Source organism: Pseudonocardia oceani, assembly GCF_019263585.2.
Taxonomy (GTDB): Bacteria; Actinomycetota; Actinomycetes; order Mycobacteriales; family Pseudonocardiaceae; genus Pseudonocardia; species Pseudonocardia oceani.
Map to the genome: position 1 here is coordinate 6,113,134 of NZ_JADQDF010000001.1, position 15,227 is coordinate 6,128,360.

At 74.0% G+C, this 15,227-nt stretch carries 14 protein-coding genes; 7 read left to right on the forward strand and 7 right to left on the reverse strand.

Annotation, left to right across the window (positions count from 1 at the left end; translation table 11 throughout):
* Positions 1 to 46 precede the first annotated feature (46 nt).
* The 3 genes from I4I82_RS30615 to I4I82_RS30625 all read left to right on the forward strand — a co-directional run bounded on the left by I4I82_RS30615 (position 47) and on the right by I4I82_RS30625 (position 3,553).
* Positions 47 to 757: an HAD family hydrolase gene (locus tag I4I82_RS30615; protein WP_218590121.1), complete on the forward strand. Its 711-nt coding sequence runs from the start codon at positions 47 to 49 to the stop codon at positions 755 to 757.
* A complete protein-coding gene (locus I4I82_RS30620) occupies positions 754 to 3,114 on the forward strand; it encodes a glycoside hydrolase family 65 protein (RefSeq protein ID WP_218590120.1) in 2,361 nt (786 codons plus the stop codon). Before I4I82_RS30615 ends, I4I82_RS30620 begins: the two co-directional genes overlap by 4 nt.
* 82 nt (positions 3,115 to 3,196) lie before the next feature.
* Positions 3,197 to 3,553 carry a TraR/DksA family transcriptional regulator gene (locus I4I82_RS30625; RefSeq protein ID WP_218590119.1) on the forward strand — a complete coding sequence of 119 codons (357 nt, stop codon included), beginning with the start codon at positions 3,197 to 3,199 and terminating at the stop codon, positions 3,551 to 3,553.
* A gap of 8 nt (positions 3,554 to 3,561) precedes the next feature.
* On the opposite strand, the gene I4I82_RS30630 is transcribed toward I4I82_RS30625, so the two are convergent.
* On the reverse strand, positions 3,562 to 3,768 hold the full coding sequence (locus tag I4I82_RS30630; RefSeq protein ID WP_218590118.1) for a hypervirulence associated TUDOR domain-containing protein: 207 nt from the start codon (positions 3,766 to 3,768) through the stop codon (positions 3,562 to 3,564).
* Between the two features lie 69 nt (positions 3,769 to 3,837).
* Between I4I82_RS30630 and I4I82_RS30635 the strand changes: the two genes are divergently transcribed.
* Positions 3,838 to 4,380 (forward strand): type 1 glutamine amidotransferase domain-containing protein, encoded by a 543-nt coding sequence (locus I4I82_RS30635; protein ID WP_218590117.1) that lies wholly within the window; start codon positions 3,838 to 3,840, stop codon positions 4,378 to 4,380.
* 10 nt (positions 4,381 to 4,390) lie between these two features.
* Positions 4,391 to 4,861, forward strand: coding sequence for a DUF6328 family protein (locus tag I4I82_RS30640; protein ID WP_218590116.1), 471 nt, complete (start codon positions 4,391 to 4,393; stop codon positions 4,859 to 4,861).
* 9 nt (positions 4,862 to 4,870) lie between these two features.
* Here I4I82_RS30640 and I4I82_RS30645 read toward each other — a convergent pair whose 3' ends face one another.
* Positions 4,871 to 5,647 carry an RNA polymerase sigma factor SigF gene (locus I4I82_RS30645; RefSeq protein WP_218590115.1) on the reverse strand — a complete coding sequence of 259 codons (777 nt, stop codon included), beginning with the start codon at positions 5,645 to 5,647 and terminating at the stop codon, positions 4,871 to 4,873.
* Positions 5,648 to 5,771: 124 nt separating this feature from the next.
* Here I4I82_RS30645 and I4I82_RS30650 point away from each other — a divergent pair, with 124 nt between their 5' ends.
* Positions 5,772 to 8,174 carry a HelD family protein gene (locus tag I4I82_RS30650; RefSeq protein ID WP_504739261.1) on the forward strand — a complete coding sequence of 801 codons (2,403 nt, stop codon included), beginning with the start codon at positions 5,772 to 5,774 and terminating at the stop codon, positions 8,172 to 8,174.
* 486 nt (positions 8,175 to 8,660) lie between these two features.
* Here the strand turns inward: I4I82_RS30650 and I4I82_RS30660 are convergent, their stop codons facing one another.
* A complete protein-coding gene (locus I4I82_RS30660) occupies positions 8,661 to 9,200 on the reverse strand; it encodes a GNAT family N-acetyltransferase (protein ID WP_218590114.1) in 540 nt (179 codons plus the stop codon).
* A gap of 2 nt (positions 9,201 to 9,202) precedes the next feature.
* Positions 9,203 to 11,023 (reverse strand): DNA helicase RecQ, encoded by a 1,821-nt coding sequence (recQ, locus tag I4I82_RS30665; protein ID WP_372451387.1) that lies wholly within the window; start codon positions 11,021 to 11,023, stop codon positions 9,203 to 9,205.
* Between the two features lie 116 nt (positions 11,024 to 11,139).
* On the opposite strand from recQ, the gene I4I82_RS30670 reads away from it, so the two are divergent.
* Entirely contained in the window at positions 11,140 to 12,330 is a 1,191-nt protein-coding gene (locus tag I4I82_RS30670; RefSeq protein ID WP_218590113.1) for an acyl-CoA dehydrogenase family protein, read from the forward strand.
* 4 nt (positions 12,331 to 12,334) lie between these two features.
* On the opposite strand, the gene I4I82_RS30675 is transcribed toward I4I82_RS30670, so the two are convergent.
* From I4I82_RS30675 to I4I82_RS30685, 3 genes are read right to left on the reverse strand one after another with little or no spacing between them, the layout of a single operon-like run.
* Positions 12,335 to 13,327, reverse strand: a complete 993-nt coding sequence (locus I4I82_RS30675) for a Gfo/Idh/MocA family protein (protein WP_218590112.1) — start codon at positions 13,325 to 13,327, stop codon at positions 12,335 to 12,337.
* 14 nt (positions 13,328 to 13,341) lie between these two features.
* Positions 13,342 to 14,103 carry an SDR family oxidoreductase gene (locus I4I82_RS30680; RefSeq protein ID WP_218590111.1) on the reverse strand — a complete coding sequence of 254 codons (762 nt, stop codon included), beginning with the start codon at positions 14,101 to 14,103 and terminating at the stop codon, positions 13,342 to 13,344.
* Positions 14,103 to 15,194, reverse strand: coding sequence for a phytanoyl-CoA dioxygenase family protein (locus tag I4I82_RS30685; RefSeq protein WP_218590110.1), 1,092 nt, complete (start codon positions 15,192 to 15,194; stop codon positions 14,103 to 14,105). The genes I4I82_RS30680 and I4I82_RS30685 overlap by 1 nt, the downstream gene beginning before the upstream one ends.
* Positions 15,195 to 15,227 lie beyond the last annotated feature (33 nt).

Genomic DNA, 15,227 nt, shown 5'->3' on the forward strand with positions numbered 1-15,227 from the left:
ACGACCGGGGCACCGCGGTGATCTTCCCAGTGGGTACCGTGCGCCCATGCTGGGCCTCCCCGACGGCACGCGCGCGTGCCTCTTCGACCTCGACGGCGTCCTCACCGACACCGCGAGCGTGCACGCCGCCGCCTGGAAGCAGATGTTCGACGACTACCTGCGCGAGCGGGACGGCGACGGCTTCCGCCCCTTCGACACCACGGCCGACTACGGCCCCTACGTCGACGGCAAGCCCCGCCTGGACGGCACCGACTCGTTCCTGCGCTCGCGCGGGATCGCGCTGCCCCACGACGAGCTGGTGCGCCTGTCGACGATCAAGAACGACCTGGTGCAGGAGAAGATCGTCTCCGTCGGCGTCGAGGTCTACCCGGGCTCGGTGCGCTACCTGAAGGCCGTTCGCGAAGCGGGGCTGGCCACCGCGGTCGTGTCGTCGAGCGCCAACGCCGAGCAGGTGCTGCGCGTCGCCGACCTCGCCCGGTACATCGACCACCGCGTCGACGGCGTCACGGCCAAGGAGCGCGGCCTGCCCGGCAAGCCGGCGCCCGACACGTTCCTGGCCGCCGCCGCAGCCCTGGGCGTCGACAGGGCCGACGCCGTGGTGTTCGAGGACGCCCTGGCCGGCGTCGCGTCCGGGAAGGCCGGGGGCTTCGGCTTCGTGGTGGGCGTCGACCGCCTCGGCCAGGCCGAGGAGCTGCGGGCGCAGGGCGCCGACGTCGTCGTGCAGGACCTCGCCGACCTCCTGGGGGACCGGTCGTGAGCCCCGATCCCGGACGCGCGTTCCTCGTCGAGCCGTGGGTGGTGCGCGAGCCGCACCTCGACCTGCAGGCCCTGGGCCAGGCGGAGTCGGTCTTCGCCCTGTCCAACGGTCACATCGGCCTGCGCGGCAACCTCGACGAGGGCGAGCCGCACGACACCCCCGGCACCTACCTCAACTCGTTCTACGAGAAGCGCCCGCTGCCCTACGCCGAGGGCGGCTACGGCTACCCCGAGTCCGGGCAGACGATCATCAACGTCACCAACGGCAAGCTGATCCGGCTGCTGGTGGAGGACGAGCCGCTCGACCTGCGCTACGGCCGGGTCCACCGCCACGAGCGCGTGCTCGACCTGCAGGCGGGCACGCTCACCCGCGAGGTCGAGTGGGAGTCCCCGGCCGGGCGCCGGGTCAAGCTGCGCACCGAGCGGCTGGTGTCGCTGACGCAGCGCGCGATCGCCGCGATCCGCTACGAGGTCGAGGTGCTCGACGCGCCGGCGCTGCTCGTCGTGCAGTCCGAGCTGGTGGCCAACGAGGCCCTGCCCTCGATCGACGAGGACGACCCGCGCGTCGAGGCGGCGATGACCGACCCGCTGGTCGCCGAGCAGCACCGCCACAGCGAGACCAGCGCCACGCTCGTGCACCAGACCCGGGCGTCGGGGCTGCGGGTGGCCGCGGCGATGGACCACGAGGTGCACGGTCCCGCGGGCCTGCAGATCACGTCGGAGGCCAACCCCGACGTCGCCCGCACCACCGTGATCTCGCGGCTCAAGCCCGGCGAGAAGCTGAGCGTCGTCAAGTACCTGGCCTACGGCTGGTCCTCGCGGCGCTCGCTCTCGGCGGTGCACGACCAGGTACGGGCCGCGCTGGCCGCCGCCCGCTACACGAGCTGGCAGGGCCTGGTCGACGAGCAGCGCCACTACCTCGACGACTTCTGGCTCACCGCCGACATCGAGATCGACGGCGACGCCGAGCTGCAGCAGGCCGTCCGCGTCGCCATCTTCCACGTGCTGCAGGCCGGCGCCCGCGCCGAACGGCGGGCCATCGGGGCCAAGGGCCTCACCGGCCCCGGCTACGACGGCCACACGTTCTGGGACACCGAGACGTTCTGCCTGCAGCTGCTCTCGCACGTGGCCCCGGAGGCGGCGGCCGACGCGCTGCGCTGGCGCCAGTCGATCATCCCGCTGGCCAAGGAGCGCGCCGAGCAGCTGGGGCTCAAGGGCGCCGCGTTCCCGTGGCGCACCATCCGCGGGCACGAGTGCTCGGGCTACTGGCCCGCGGGCACGGCGGCGTTCCACATCAACGCCGACATCGCCGACGCCGTGCGCCGCCACGTCGCGGCCACCGGCGACGTCGAGTTCGAGAAGGAGGTCGGCCTCGAGCTGCTGGTCGAGACCGCCCGCCTCTGGCGCTCGCTGGGCCACCACGACTCGGCCGGCCAGTTCCGCATCGACGGCGTCACCGGGCCCGACGAGTACACCGCGATCGTCGACAACAACGTCTACACCAACCTCATGGCGCAGCTGAACCTGCGCGTCGCTGCCGAGACCGCGGCCCGGCACTCCCGCGCGGCGGCCAAGCTCGGCGTCAACGCCGAGGAGATGGCGAGCTGGCGCGACGCCGCGTCGTCGATGCGGATCCCCTACGACGAGGCGCTCGGCGTGCACCCGCAGTCCGAGGGCTTCACCGACCACCAGGTGTGGGACTTCGAGGGCACCAAGCCCGACATGTACCCGCTGCTGCTCAACGTCCCCTACTTCGACCTGTACCGGAAGCAGGTCTCCAAGCAGGCCGACCTGGTGCTGGCCATGCAGCTGCGGCCCGACGCGTTCACCCCCGAGCAGGTGGAGCGCAACTTCGCCTACTACGAGGCCATCACCGTCCGCGACTCGTCGCTGTCGGCGTGCACCCAGGCCGTCATGGCCGCCCGGGTCGGGCACCTGGACCTGGCGTTCGACTACCTCGCGGAGTCCGCGCTCGTCGACATCAACGACCTCGCGGGCAACTCCGACCACGGGGTGCACATCGCCTCGATGGCCGGTACCTGGATCGCGGTCGTGCAGGGCTTCGGCGGGATGCAGTGCGACTCCGCGGGCCTGCGGTTCGCGCCGCGGCTGCCCCCGGCGCTCTCGCGCATCTCGTTCGGGCTGCGCTGGCAGGGGCGTCAGCTGCGGGTGCAGATCACGCCGGAGGATGCCGAGTACCACCTGGTCAGCGGCCCGCCGATGCGCCTGACGCACCACGGCGAGCCGCTCGCGCTGGCCGAGGAGCCGGTGCTGCGCCCGGTACCGGAGCCGGTGCGGGTCGAGCCCGTCGAGCAGCCGTTCGGCCGGGCCCCCAAGGCGCGCCACCCCGGCGGCTGAGAGGTCCGGCGCGGGGTTTCCGGCGCCGTCGGATCGGGGTATGCGCAGGGGTTCACGTCTCCCCGACCGGAAGGACCCCACCGTGGATCTCGACCGCGCCCGCACCCTGCTCACCGACGAGCTCGCCGACCTCGACGAGCGCGCCCGCTTCGCCGAGCGGACCCGGGCCGAGACCAGCGGCGACGAGACGCAGGAGGGTGCGCTCGGCCAGCACCCCGGCGACTACGGCAGCGAGGTGGCCAACACGATGGACACCGAGCTGCTCGTCGACACCGTCGCCGACCAGCGGCGCGCCGTGCAGGAGGCCCTGGGCCGCCTCGACGCCGGGACGTACGGCCGCTGCGCGGTCTGCGACCAGGAGATCGACGACGAGCGCCTGGAAGCCCGCCCCGAGGTGCCGACGTGCCGCGAGCACGCCGACACCCCGGTGCTGAGCTGACCCGGCGGCTAGTCCTTCTCCAGCGCGCTCGGCCTGTGCACCGCGTCCTTGCCGCTCTTCTCGCTGCGCACGCGGTACTGCGGGTCGTCCTCCGAGGCCCGCACCGTGCGCCCGGCCGCCTTCGTGTCCTCGGTGATCTCCTCCTCGACGGTCCCCTCGGCCGTTCCGCCGTGGGACTTCCAGGTGACGTGGTCGCCCTTCTCGATCTCGCTCATGGGTCGGGCATACCCCTCCGACGACCCGGGTAGACCCGGGAGGACCCCACCGATCGAGGAGGACCACCCATGGCAGGCAGGCTGGACGGCAAGCGCATCGCGATCCTGGCGACCGACGGCGTCGAGCAGGTGGAGCTGACCACCCCGCGCGACGCGGTCGTCGCGGAGGGCGCGATGGTCCACCTGGTCTCGCTGTCCGACGGACGGATCCAGGCGATGAACTCCGACATCGAGCCCGCGGACACGTTCGACGTGGACCGCGTCGTCGGGCAGGCCCCGCCCGAGGAGTACGACGGGCTCCTGATGCCGGGCGGCACCGTCAACGGCGACAAGCTCCGCGTCGACGAGGACGTCCGCTACTTCGTCAAGGCGTTCGTGGAGTCGGGCAAGCCCGTCGGCGCGATCTGCCACGCCCCGTGGGCGCTGATCGACGCGGGCGTGGCGCAGGGCCGCACGCTCACCTCGTACCCGAGCGTGTGGACCGACCTGCGCAACGCGGGCGCCACCGTCGTCGACGAGGAGGTGTCGGTGGACGGCAACCTCATCACCAGCCGCAGCCCCGACGACCTCAAGGCCTTCTCCACCGCCGTCGTGGACGCGTTCGCGGGCTAGCCTTCCCCGCGTGACCGCTCCGGACGACGACCGCGGCGAGGGCCCGCTGCGGCGGGCCGACCGCAACATGCTGGAGCTGCTGCAGGAGCTGCGCGTCGCGCAGACCGGCGTGCAGATCCTGTTCGCGTTCCTGCTGTCGCTGTCGTTCACCGAGCGTTTCGGGCGCATCGACGAGGTGCAGCGCTGGACCTACGTCGTCACGCTGCTGCTGTCGGTGCTGACGGCCGGGCTGCTCGTCGGCCCGGCCGCCGCGCACCGCATGACGTTCGCGCGCGGCGTGAAGGCGCCGACGGTCGCGCTCGGCCAGCGGCTGTTCGTCGCCGGCCTCGCCACCTTGGCGCTCACCCTCACCGGGGCCGTACTGCTGGTCCTCGACGTCGCCGTCGGGCGCGGGTTCGCCGTGCCTGCGGCCGCGGCCGTCGGCGTGGTCCTGATGGGGCTGTGGTTCGTGCTGCCCCGACGCCTGTTGGACGGGCTCTGAGCCTCCGGACTACTCGGCGGCGTTGAGCTTCTCCCGCAGCTGGCGCAGGGTCTGGGCCAGCAGCCGCGACACGTGCATCTGCGACACCCCGACGCGGTCGGCGATCTGGGTCTGCGTCATGTTCCCGAAGAACCGCAGCACCAGGATCGTGCGCTCGCGCGGGGGCAGCTCGTCGAGCAGCGGCTGCAGCGTCTCGCGGTACTCCACCTTGTCCAGCTCGACGTCGGCGGTGCCGAGGGTGTCGGTCAACGGCGTCTCCCCGCCGGCGACGAGCTCGTCGAGTGAGGTGTTGCGGTAGGCCTGCTGGGCGTCGAGGCCCTCGAGCACCTCGTCGACCGGCATGTCCAGGCGTGCCGCGATCTCGGTGGGCCGCGGCGCGCGGCCCAGCTCCTGCGAGAGCGGCCCGACCGCTCCCGCGATCGTCGCCTGCAGGTCCTTGAGCCGGCGCGGCACGCGCATCGCCCAGGTCCGGTCGCGGAAGTGGCGGCGGATCTCGCCGGTGATGGTGGGGACGGCGTAGGACAGGAAGTCGCTGCCGTGCGAGGGGTCGAAGCGGTCGACAGCGCCGAGCAGGCCGATGGTGCCGGCCTGCTCCAGGTCGTCGGCGGGCTCGCCACGGCCGGAGAACCGGCGGGCGATGTGGCGGACGACCGGCAGGTGGCCGGTGACGAGGCGGGCGCGGAGCTCCGCGCGGTCGGGGTGGTCGGGGGGCAGTGCCGCGAACTGGTCGAAGAGAGGCGCGAGGTGCGCGTACTCGGAGTCGCGGGACGGCTCGGAGCTGGGCACAGAGAGACCTACCCGGTGCCGGGGGAGCAGTAAACGCCCGGCGCGAGCGCCTGCGAACGGCACCCCCGCAGCGCTGGTAACTTGGACAGTCGCCGTTTCCCGAGCCCGTGAAGGTGAACAACCGGTGTCGAACAGCACGTCCCCCGGGCTCGCCGGAGGCGAGGGTCCTGCCGCGGCACCCGCCGACGACGACGGTCTCGCCCACGAGCAGCGCTACGTCGGCATGCTCTACGGCCGCCTCGACGCCCGCCGCGCCGAGACCGCGCAGCGCCTGCACGACGCCCTGCACGACGAGACCGTCGGCACGCCGCAGGCGCTCACCGAGCGCGACGCCGCCGCCGCGATGTACACCGACCGCCTCGCCGCGCTGCGCGCCGCCGAGCACGGCCTGGCCTTCGGCCGCCTCGACGTGCTGCCCGAGCACGAGGGCGGGCCGGGGGAGCGCCGCTACATCGGCCGCCTGGGGCTGCTCGACGAGGACAACGACTACGAGCCGCTGCTCATGGACTGGCGCGCGCCCGCCGCGCGGCCGTTCTACACCGCCACCGCGGCCTCGCCCGACGGCATCCGGCGCCGCCGCCACCTGCGCACCCGGCGCCGCGAGGTCCTGGCCGTCGACGACGAGGTGCTCGACCTCGACGCCGTCGACGCGGGCGGGCGCTCCTCGGGCCTGACCAGCGAGGCCGCGCTGCTCGCCGCCGTCGGCGCCCGGCGCACCGGCCGGATGGGCGACATCGTCGCCACCATCCAGTCCGAGCAGGACGCGATCATCCGCTCCAAGCCCTCGGGCGTCCTCGTCGTGCAGGGCGGGCCGGGCACCGGCAAGACCGCCGTCGCGCTGCACCGCGCCGCCTACCTGCTCTACACCCACCGCGACCGCCTGGCCCGGCGCGGCGTGCTCGTCGTCGGGCCCAACCCGACGTTCCTGCGCTACATCGGGCAGGTGCTGCCGTCGCTGGGCGAGACCAGCGTCGTGCTGGGCACGGTGGGGCAGCTGTTCCCGAACCTCGACGCGCGGCGCCCCGAGCCCGCGGAGACCGCCGAGGTCAAGGGCCGCGCCGACATGGCGTCGGTCATCGCGGCCGCGGTGCGCGACCGCCAGCAGGTGCCGCGCCGCCCCGTCGAGCTCGACGTCGAGGGGCAGCGGATCCGGCTCGACCGCGACGTCGCCAACTCCGCCCGCACCCGCGCCCGGCGCTCCCGCAAGCCGCACAACGAGGCCAAGCGGATCTTCCACAAGGAGGCCGTGCGGCTGCTGGCCGAGCAGGCCGCCCGCGGGCTGGGCGGGGCAGGGCTCAACTCCTCGCGCTTCCTCGACGCCGGCGACCTCGCCGACATCCGCGACGAGCTCACCGAGAGCCGCGAGCTGCAGCGCGCTCTCGACGACCTGTGGCCGACGCTGTCGGCCGAGCAGCTGCTCACCGACCTGTTCGCCGACGCGCGGCGGCTGAACTCGGTGGCGCGCCGGCTCCCGGCCGCCGACCGGGCGCGCCTGGAGCGCCCCGCGCCGGCCGAGGACGTGCCGCCGGGCCTGCGCTGGACCCCGGCCGACGTGCCGCTGCTCGACGAGGCCGCGGAGCTGCTCGGCGACGACGGCGCCGAGGCCGCGGCCCGCGAGGCGGCGGCGCTGCGGGAGGAGGTCCTCTACGCGCAGGGCGTGCTCGACGTCCTCGACCTGGAGGAGGACCTCGACGACGAGCTGCTGCGCGCGGGCGACATCGTCGACGCCGAGCGCCTCGCCGAGCGGCAGGCGGTGCGCCGCTACGACTCCACCGCCGAGCGCGCAGCCGCCGACCGCGAGTGGACCTACGGCCACGTGATCGTCGACGAGGCGCAGGAGCTGTCGGCGATGGCGTGGCGGCTGGTGATGCGGCGCTGCCCGAGCCGGTCGATGACCCTTGTCGGCGACATCGCGCAGACCGGTGACCTGGCCGGGGCGTCGTCGTGGGGGCAGGTGCTCTCGCCGTACGTGGCGAACCGGTGGCGCCTGGAGCAGCTCACGGTCAACTACCGGACGCCATCCGAGATCGCCGACGTCGCCGACGACGTGCTCGCCGTGATCGAGCCGGGGCTGGCCGCGCCGCGCTCGGTCCGCAGCACCGGCGTGCCGCCGCGCGCGGTGCCCGTGGGCGGCGACCGGCTCGACGACGTCGTCGCGAAGGTGCTGGCCGAGGAGGCCGGTGCCGTGCCCGACGGGCGCACGGTCGTGCTCGCCCCGGCGGCGCGGGTGCGCGGGCTGCGGGAGCGCCTGCTCGGCGCGGCCGAGCCCGTCGCCGGTCCGGACACCCCCGACGGCCCGGCCGACCCGACCGTCGACCTCGAGTCGCCGGTCGTGGTGCTGCCGATCGGCTCGGCCAAGGGCCTGGAGTTCGACGCGGTGGTGCTGGTGGAGCCGGCGGAGGTCCTCGAGGAGTCACCGCGCGGGGCCAACGACCTCTACGTCGCGCTCACCCGCGCCACCCAGCGGCTCGCCGTGGTGCACGCGCGGGAGCTGCCGGCGATGCTGCACCGGCTCGACGGGGGCTGAGCGGCTGAGCACCGGCTGAGCGAACGGCACTCTCGCTCGACCCCGTTGGACGAGGGTGCCGTTCGCTCAGCCGGCCGGCCACCCCGTCGGCCTCCAGCGCGCGCCGCACCCGCTGTGCGACGGCGCAAATGAAGGCGTGCTCGGGGCAGCCGGCGTCGGTCGCGGTGCCGGTGGTGTTGCAGGCCTTGGTGCCGCGGCGGCCGTCGGGCACCGGACGCCCGATCTCCGCGGTGTGCGTGCCGTTGCCGCCGTTGTGGCCGGGGTCGAGGACGACGACCCGCTGCGGGGGTGCGGGCGTGGTGGCCGTCGCCCGGACCGCGGTGGTGGTGGCTGCGGTGGGGACGGACGGAGGCGGGCTGCCGCACCCGACGAGCACGACCGCCGCGAGCCCCACCGCGACCCGCCCGAGGACCTGCGCCGGCCGAGCATGGCATGTGTCGCCAGCGACCCGTGAGTGGCAAACAGGGCCAGAGCCCTGTTTGCCACTCACGGGTGGCGGTACTCCACGTCGCCCTGCTCCGCGCCGGGGAGGGGGTCGTCGTGGTGCTCGTGCCAGCTCCGGACGTGCCGCATCCCGATCTTCTCCATCACCCGCCGCGACGCCGTGTTCGCGGCCATCGTCGTCGCGAACACCGACCGGGCGCCGAGCGCGGTGACGGCGTGGTGCAGCACGGCCCGCGCGGCCTCGGTGGCGTACCCGCGGCCCCACGCCGCCCGGGCGAACCGCCAGCCGATCTCCAGCTCCCCGGGCTCGGGCTCCCGGTCCACGGCCGGGCGCAGCAGCAGCCAGCCCAGGAACGCACCCGTGGCCGGCTCGACGGCCGCCGAGTAGCCCCAGGCCGGGTCGCGCCGCTCCCAGGCGAGCATGCGGGGGAGCACCTCGTCGCGGACGTCCTCTCGCCGGGCCCGCTCGCGCGACAGGTACCGCATCACCTCGTCGTCGGTGTGCAGGGCGTGCAGCGCGTCGACGTCACCGGCGTCGACCGGACGCAGGACCAGCCGCTCGGTCCGCAGGTGCAGCGCCACGGCTACTCCGCGGTGAGGGTGTCGAGCACGCCCTGCCCGTACTTCGCGAGCTTGTTCTCCCCGATCCCGCTGATCGTGCCCAGCTCGCCCAGCGTCGACGGGGCGCGCGTGGCGATCTCCCGCAGCACGGCGTCGTGGAAGATCACGTAGGCGGGCACGCCCTGCTCCTTGGCCGTGGCCCCGCGCCAGGCGCGCAGGCGCTCGAACACCGGGGCGGCACCGGCGGGCAGGGCGGGGGCGTCGGCGCGGGCCGACCGCGACCGCGAGCGCGTGGCCTTGACCGGGTCGCGACGCATCCGCACCTCGCGGTCGCCGCGCAGCACCTCGCCGCTGGCCTCGGTGAGCGCGAACGTCTGGTACGCGCCCTGCACGGCGAGCAGCCCCTGCGCCAGCAGCTGGCGCACGACCGCGCGCCACTCGGGCTCGGACAGGTCGGTGCCGACCCCGAACACGGTGAGCTCGTCGTGGGCGAACTGCTCGATCTTGGCGGTGCGCTTGCCGGTGACGATGTCGATGAGGTGCCCGGCGCCGAAGGACTGGTTGCGCTCGTTCTTCAGCCGCCACACCGTCGAGAGGATCTTCTGGGCGGGCACGGTGCCGTCCCACGACTCGGGCGGGGTGAGGCAGGTGTCGCAGTTGCCGCACGCCTCGCTGCGCTGCCCGAAGTAGTCGAGCAGCCGCACCCGGCGGCACTCCACGGTCTCGCAGAGCGCGAGCATCGCGTCGAGGTGCTGGCCCAGGCGCTGCTTGTGCGCGCGGTCGCCCTCGGACTCGTCGATCATCTTGCGCTGCTGCACGACGTCGGCCAGGCCGTAGGCCAGCCACGCCGTGGACGGGAGCCCGTCGCGGCCCGCGCGGCCGGTCTCCTGGTAGTAACCCTCGACGGACTTGGGCAGGTCGAGGTGGGCGACGAACCGGACGTCGGGCTTGTCGATGCCCATGCCGAACGCGATCGTCGCCACCATGACGACGCCCTCCTCGCGCAGGAACCGCGACTGGTTCTGCGCGCGGACCGCCGCGTCGAGCCCCGCGTGGTAGGGCAGCGCCGGGATCCCCTGCGCCACCAGGAACTCCGCGGTCTGCTCCACCGACTTGCGCGAGAGGCAGTAGACGATGCCCGCATCGCCGGGGTGCTCGGTGCGCAGCAGGTCGAGCAGCTGCTTGCGGGGCTCGTTCTTCGGCGCGATCCGGTACTGGATGTTGGGCCGGTCGAAGCTCGCGACGACGTGCTTGGCGTCGACCAGGTTGAGCCGCTGCGCGATCTCGGTGTGCGTGTGCTCGGTGGCCGTGGCCGTGAGCGCGATGCGGGGGACGTCGGGCCAGCGCTCGTGCAGGTCGGACAGCGCCAGGTAGTCGGGGCGGAAGTCGTGCCCCCACTGCGCGACGCAGTGCGCCTCGTCGATGGCGAACAGCGCGATCGTGCCACGGCCCAGCAGCGACAGGGTGGAGGGGACGCGCAGCCGCTCCGGGGCGAGGTAGAGCAGGTCGAGCTCGCCGTCGAGGTAGGCGCGCTCGGTGTCGCGGCGCTCGTCGGGGTTCTGCGTGGAGTTGAGGAACCCGGCGCGGACGCCGAGGTTGCGCAGGGCGTCGACCTGGTCCTGCATCAGCGCGATGAGCGGGGAGACCACCACGCCCGTGCCCGGCCGGACGATGGAGGGCACCTGGTAGCACAGCGACTTGCCGCCGCCGGTGGGCATGAGCACCAGCGCGTCGCCGCCCGCGCAGACGTGCTCGACGACCTCCTGCTGCGGGCCGCGGAACGCCTCGTAGCCGAAGACCCGGCGCAGGACGTCGAGCGGGGCGGGCGCGGTGTCGGAGAGCACGGACCCGATCGTAGGCGCCGGGTCCGTCACCCCACGACCACCTCGGGCGCCTTCGGCGGTGACGGCGTCGCCCTTCTCGCCGTGCCGGGTTCCGCGGCCGGTGCCACCCTGGAGCGATGACCGCCGACCCGCTGCCCGGTGACTTCTTCCGATTCGCCGACGCCCTCACCGACGACGAGCGCGCCGTCGTCGCCAAGGTGCGCGAGTTCCTGGCCAAGGAGGTGGCCCCGGTCGCGCTGGAGCACTGGACGAAGGCGGAGTTCCCGCACCACCTCATCCCCGGTTTCGCCGCGCTGGACATCGCCGCGCTGCCCTACGAGGGCCTCGACGGCCCGGCCGCGCGCCGCCGGCTCGTCGGGTTCGTGTCGATGGAGATCGCGCACACCGACCCGTCGATGAACAGCTTCTTCGGCATCCACAACGGCCTGGCGATGGGCAGCATCGACCTGTGCGGCTCGGCCGAGCAGCGCGAGCGCTGGCTCCCGGCGATGGCGCGCATGGAGAAGATCGGGGCGTTCGGGCTGACCGAACCGCACGGCGGGTCCGACGTCGCGCGCGGGCTGGAGACCACCGCCCGCCGCTCGGGCTCGGGCCCTGACGCAGAGTGGGTGATCGACGGCGAGAAGCGCTGGATCGGCAACGGCACCTTCGCCGACCTCGTGGTGGTCTGGGCGCGCGACGTCGCGGACGACAGCGTCAAGGGATTCGTGGTGCACCAGGACAACCCGGGCATGACCACCACCAAGATGGAGAACAAGATCGCCCTGCGGACGGTGCAGAACGCCGACATCGTGCTGCGCGGGTGCCGCGTGCCCGAGGAGGACCGCCTGCAGGGGGCGCACTCCTTCGCCGACACCAACAAGGTCCTGCGCCGCACCCGCGGCGGCGTGGCCTGGGGCTCGACCGGCACGATGATGGCCGCCTACGAGCTGGCCCTGGCCTACGCGCAGGAGCGCGAGCAGTTCGGGCGACCCATCGCGGGGTTCCAGCTCGTGCAGGACCTGCTGGTGCGGATGCTGGGCAACATCACCGCGTCGCTGGGCATGGCCGTGCGGCTGGCCGAGATGCAGGAGGCGGGGGAGGCGCGCGACGAGCACGCCGCCCTGGCCAAGGAGTTCTGCACCTCGAAGATGCGCGAGACCGTCGCCGCCGCCCGGGAGGTCGTCGGCGGCAACGGCATCGTGCTGGACTACGGCGTCGGCAAGTTCTTCGCCGACGCCGAGGCCCTGTACTCCTTCGAGGGCACCAAGCAGATCAACACGCTCGTCGTGGGTCGCGCGATCACCGGCCAGAGCGCGTTCGTGTAGCGGCTCAGCCGATCTCGTCGGTCCGCACCGGCCGGTGCTCGCGCAGCGACACGGTCGCGGCCTCGGCGGCCACGGCCACCGCGAGCGCGTCGTCGACGGTGCAGGGCGAGGGCCGGGTGCCCGCGACGAGCTCGGTGAACGCGGCCAGCTCCGCCCGGAACGCCGACGCGAGGCGGTCCATGAAGAACGCGTGCGCCGGGCCCGCGGGCGCGAGCGCGCCGGGGCCGAGCGGGCGGATCGGCAGGCCGTCGTCGAGGCCGGCGGCGGCGCTGTCGGCGGCGCCGTGCACCTCCAGGCGCACGTCGTAGCCGCGGGCGTTGTAGCGGCTGTCGGAGATCACGCCGATCGAGCCGTCGGCCATCGTGAGCAGCAGCGCGGCGGCGTCGACGTCGCCCAGCTCGCCGAACACGGGGTCGCCCCGGTCCGCGCCGGTGGCGTAGACCTCGAGGATCTCCTGCCCGGTGACCCAGCGAACGGCGTCGAGGTCGTGGACGGTGCAGTCGCGGAACAGCCCGCCCGAGCCCGCGAGGTAGGCGCGCGGCGGCGGCGCCGGGTCGAGCGTGGTGGAGCGGACGGTGTGCACCCGGCCCAGCTCACCGGCCGCGACGGCACCGCGCACGGCGAGGAACCCGGGGTCGAAGCGGCGGGGGTAGCCGATCTGCACGGGGGCGCCGCGCACGGCGTCGGCGGTGGCGCGGGCGTCGGCCAGGCCCGCGGCCAGCGGCTTCTCGCAGAACACCGGCAGCCCGGCGTCGACGGCGGCGCGCAGCAGCGCGGGGTGGGCTTCGGTGGCGGCGGCGATCAGGACCCCGTCGACGCCCGAGGCCAGCAGCTTCTCCGGCGAGTCGGCCGCCTCGGCGCCCAGCCGCGCCGCCACCTCGGCGGTGACGGCCGGCACCGCGTCGGCGACGACGAGCGAGCCGACCTGCTGCAGGTCGGTGAGGGTCTGCGCGTGGAACGCGCCGATCCGGCCGAGTCCGATCAGTCCGAGCCTCATGTCCGCGGTTCCCATCAGTCGAGTCCTCCGAGCACGTTCTGGTCCCAGTCGACGACGGAACCGGTGACGACGCCGCTGCGCGGCGAGAGCAGGAACACCACGAAGTCGGCGATCTCGTCGACGCGGCCCAGGCGGCCCATCGGCAGCCGGGCCGCGGCGTCGTCGCGCCAGCCGTCGTCGGCGTCGTGGAAGCGGCGCTGGACGGCGTCCTCGCCCTCGGTGTCGGTCCAGCCGATGTCGACGCCGTTGATGCGGACGCGGTCGTGGCGGTGGGCGTGGGCGGCGTTGCGGGTCAGCCCGGCGAGCCCGGCCTTCGCGGCGACGTAGGGCGCGAGGTAGGGCTGCCCGCCCAGCTCCGAGGACGAGATGACGTTGACGACCGAGCCGGGCTCCCCGCGCGCGACCATGTCGGCGACGGCCGCCTGCATCGTGAAGAACGGGCCGCGCAGGTTGACCGCGACGTGCCGGTCGAACAGCTCCGGGGTCGTGTCGAGCAGGGTGCCGCGGTCGGTGAGGCCCGCGGCGTTGACCAGGCCGTCGATCCGGCCGTGCTCGGCCACCACCGCGGCGACCGAGGCCCGCGCCTGCGCCGGGTCGGCGACGTCGGCGGCGACGAACCGGGCGCCGGTCTCGGCCGCTGCCTCCTCCCCGACGTCGATGCGTCGCCCGCTGATCGTGACGAGCGCGCCCTCGCGCACCGCGGCCCGCGCGACGCCGGCGCCGACGCCCTGGGTGCCGCCGCTGACGAGCACGACCCTGCCGTCGAGCAGGCCCATCAGTACGTGTCCCGCCGTGCCGCGTGGTCGGTGAGGGCGGCGTCGAAGGCCTCGGGGGTCCAGCCCTCGGTGACCGCGCGCCGCACCAGGTCGGCCTGGCTGGGCGGGGCGAGTCCGTCGACGGGCGGGTCGCGGTCGAGGTTGGTGGGGAAGGCGTAGCCCTCCGCCGCGGCGGCGATCGCGTGCTCGTGCCCGGGACGCAGGTGCGGGTAGACCGCGCGGCACACCCGGGCGCGGTCGACGCTCTCCATCGCGCGCCCGAACGCCGAGCTGATCTGCAGCAGGTTGGCGGTGCGGCGGACGTCGGCGGTGCGGTTGGTGCCCGCGCCGTGGATGACGGCGGGGTTGAAGAACGCGGCGTCGCCGGTGCGCAGGGGGAGCTGCACGTGGTGCTGCTCGAAGTACCGCGCGAACTCGGGCAGCGCCGTGGCCAGGTATCCGTCGCCGTACTTCTGGGAGTGCGGCAGGTACAGCGTAGGGCCCGACTCGACCGGCATGTCGGCGTGGGCCACCGCCCCCTGCAGCGTGAGCACGGGGGAGAGGCGGTGCACGTGCGCGGGGTAGCGCACGATCTCGGTGGGCGGCAGGAAGCCGAGGTGGTAGTCGCGGTGCCCGACCTGCGCCTGCCCGCCGGGGTGCACGACGTTGACCTGCGAGGTCACCTGGTAGCCGGGCCCGAGCCAGGCCAGGGAGACGAGGGCGAGCACGTCGGAGGCGTAGTAGTCGACGAACACGTCCGGCGCCCGCACGGCGAGCTTCTCCAGCGCGTTCCAGACGCGGTCGTTCGTGCCGGGAACGGCGAAGTGGTCGCCTACCTGGCGGCCCGCTGCGTGCTGCTCGGCGATGACGGACTCGAACTCGGCGGTGGCCCGGTCGACGACCGGCCGCTCCAGCGCGTCCCGCACGACGACCACCCCGGGACCCTCGGCGAAGGCCCGCGCCAGCTCCGCGGGCGGGGCGGCCCGCACCCCGTCGGCCGAGTAGACGAGGACCTCCTGCTCGACGGAGTCGGCGTGCGGGAAGTCGGCGGGATCGGTGCGGTCGTCGAGGACGGCCAGCAGGTCGTCGAGGACGGGGGTACCGGTCGGCATCGTCGCCTCCGTTCGGTCTTAAAGCGCTTTAAC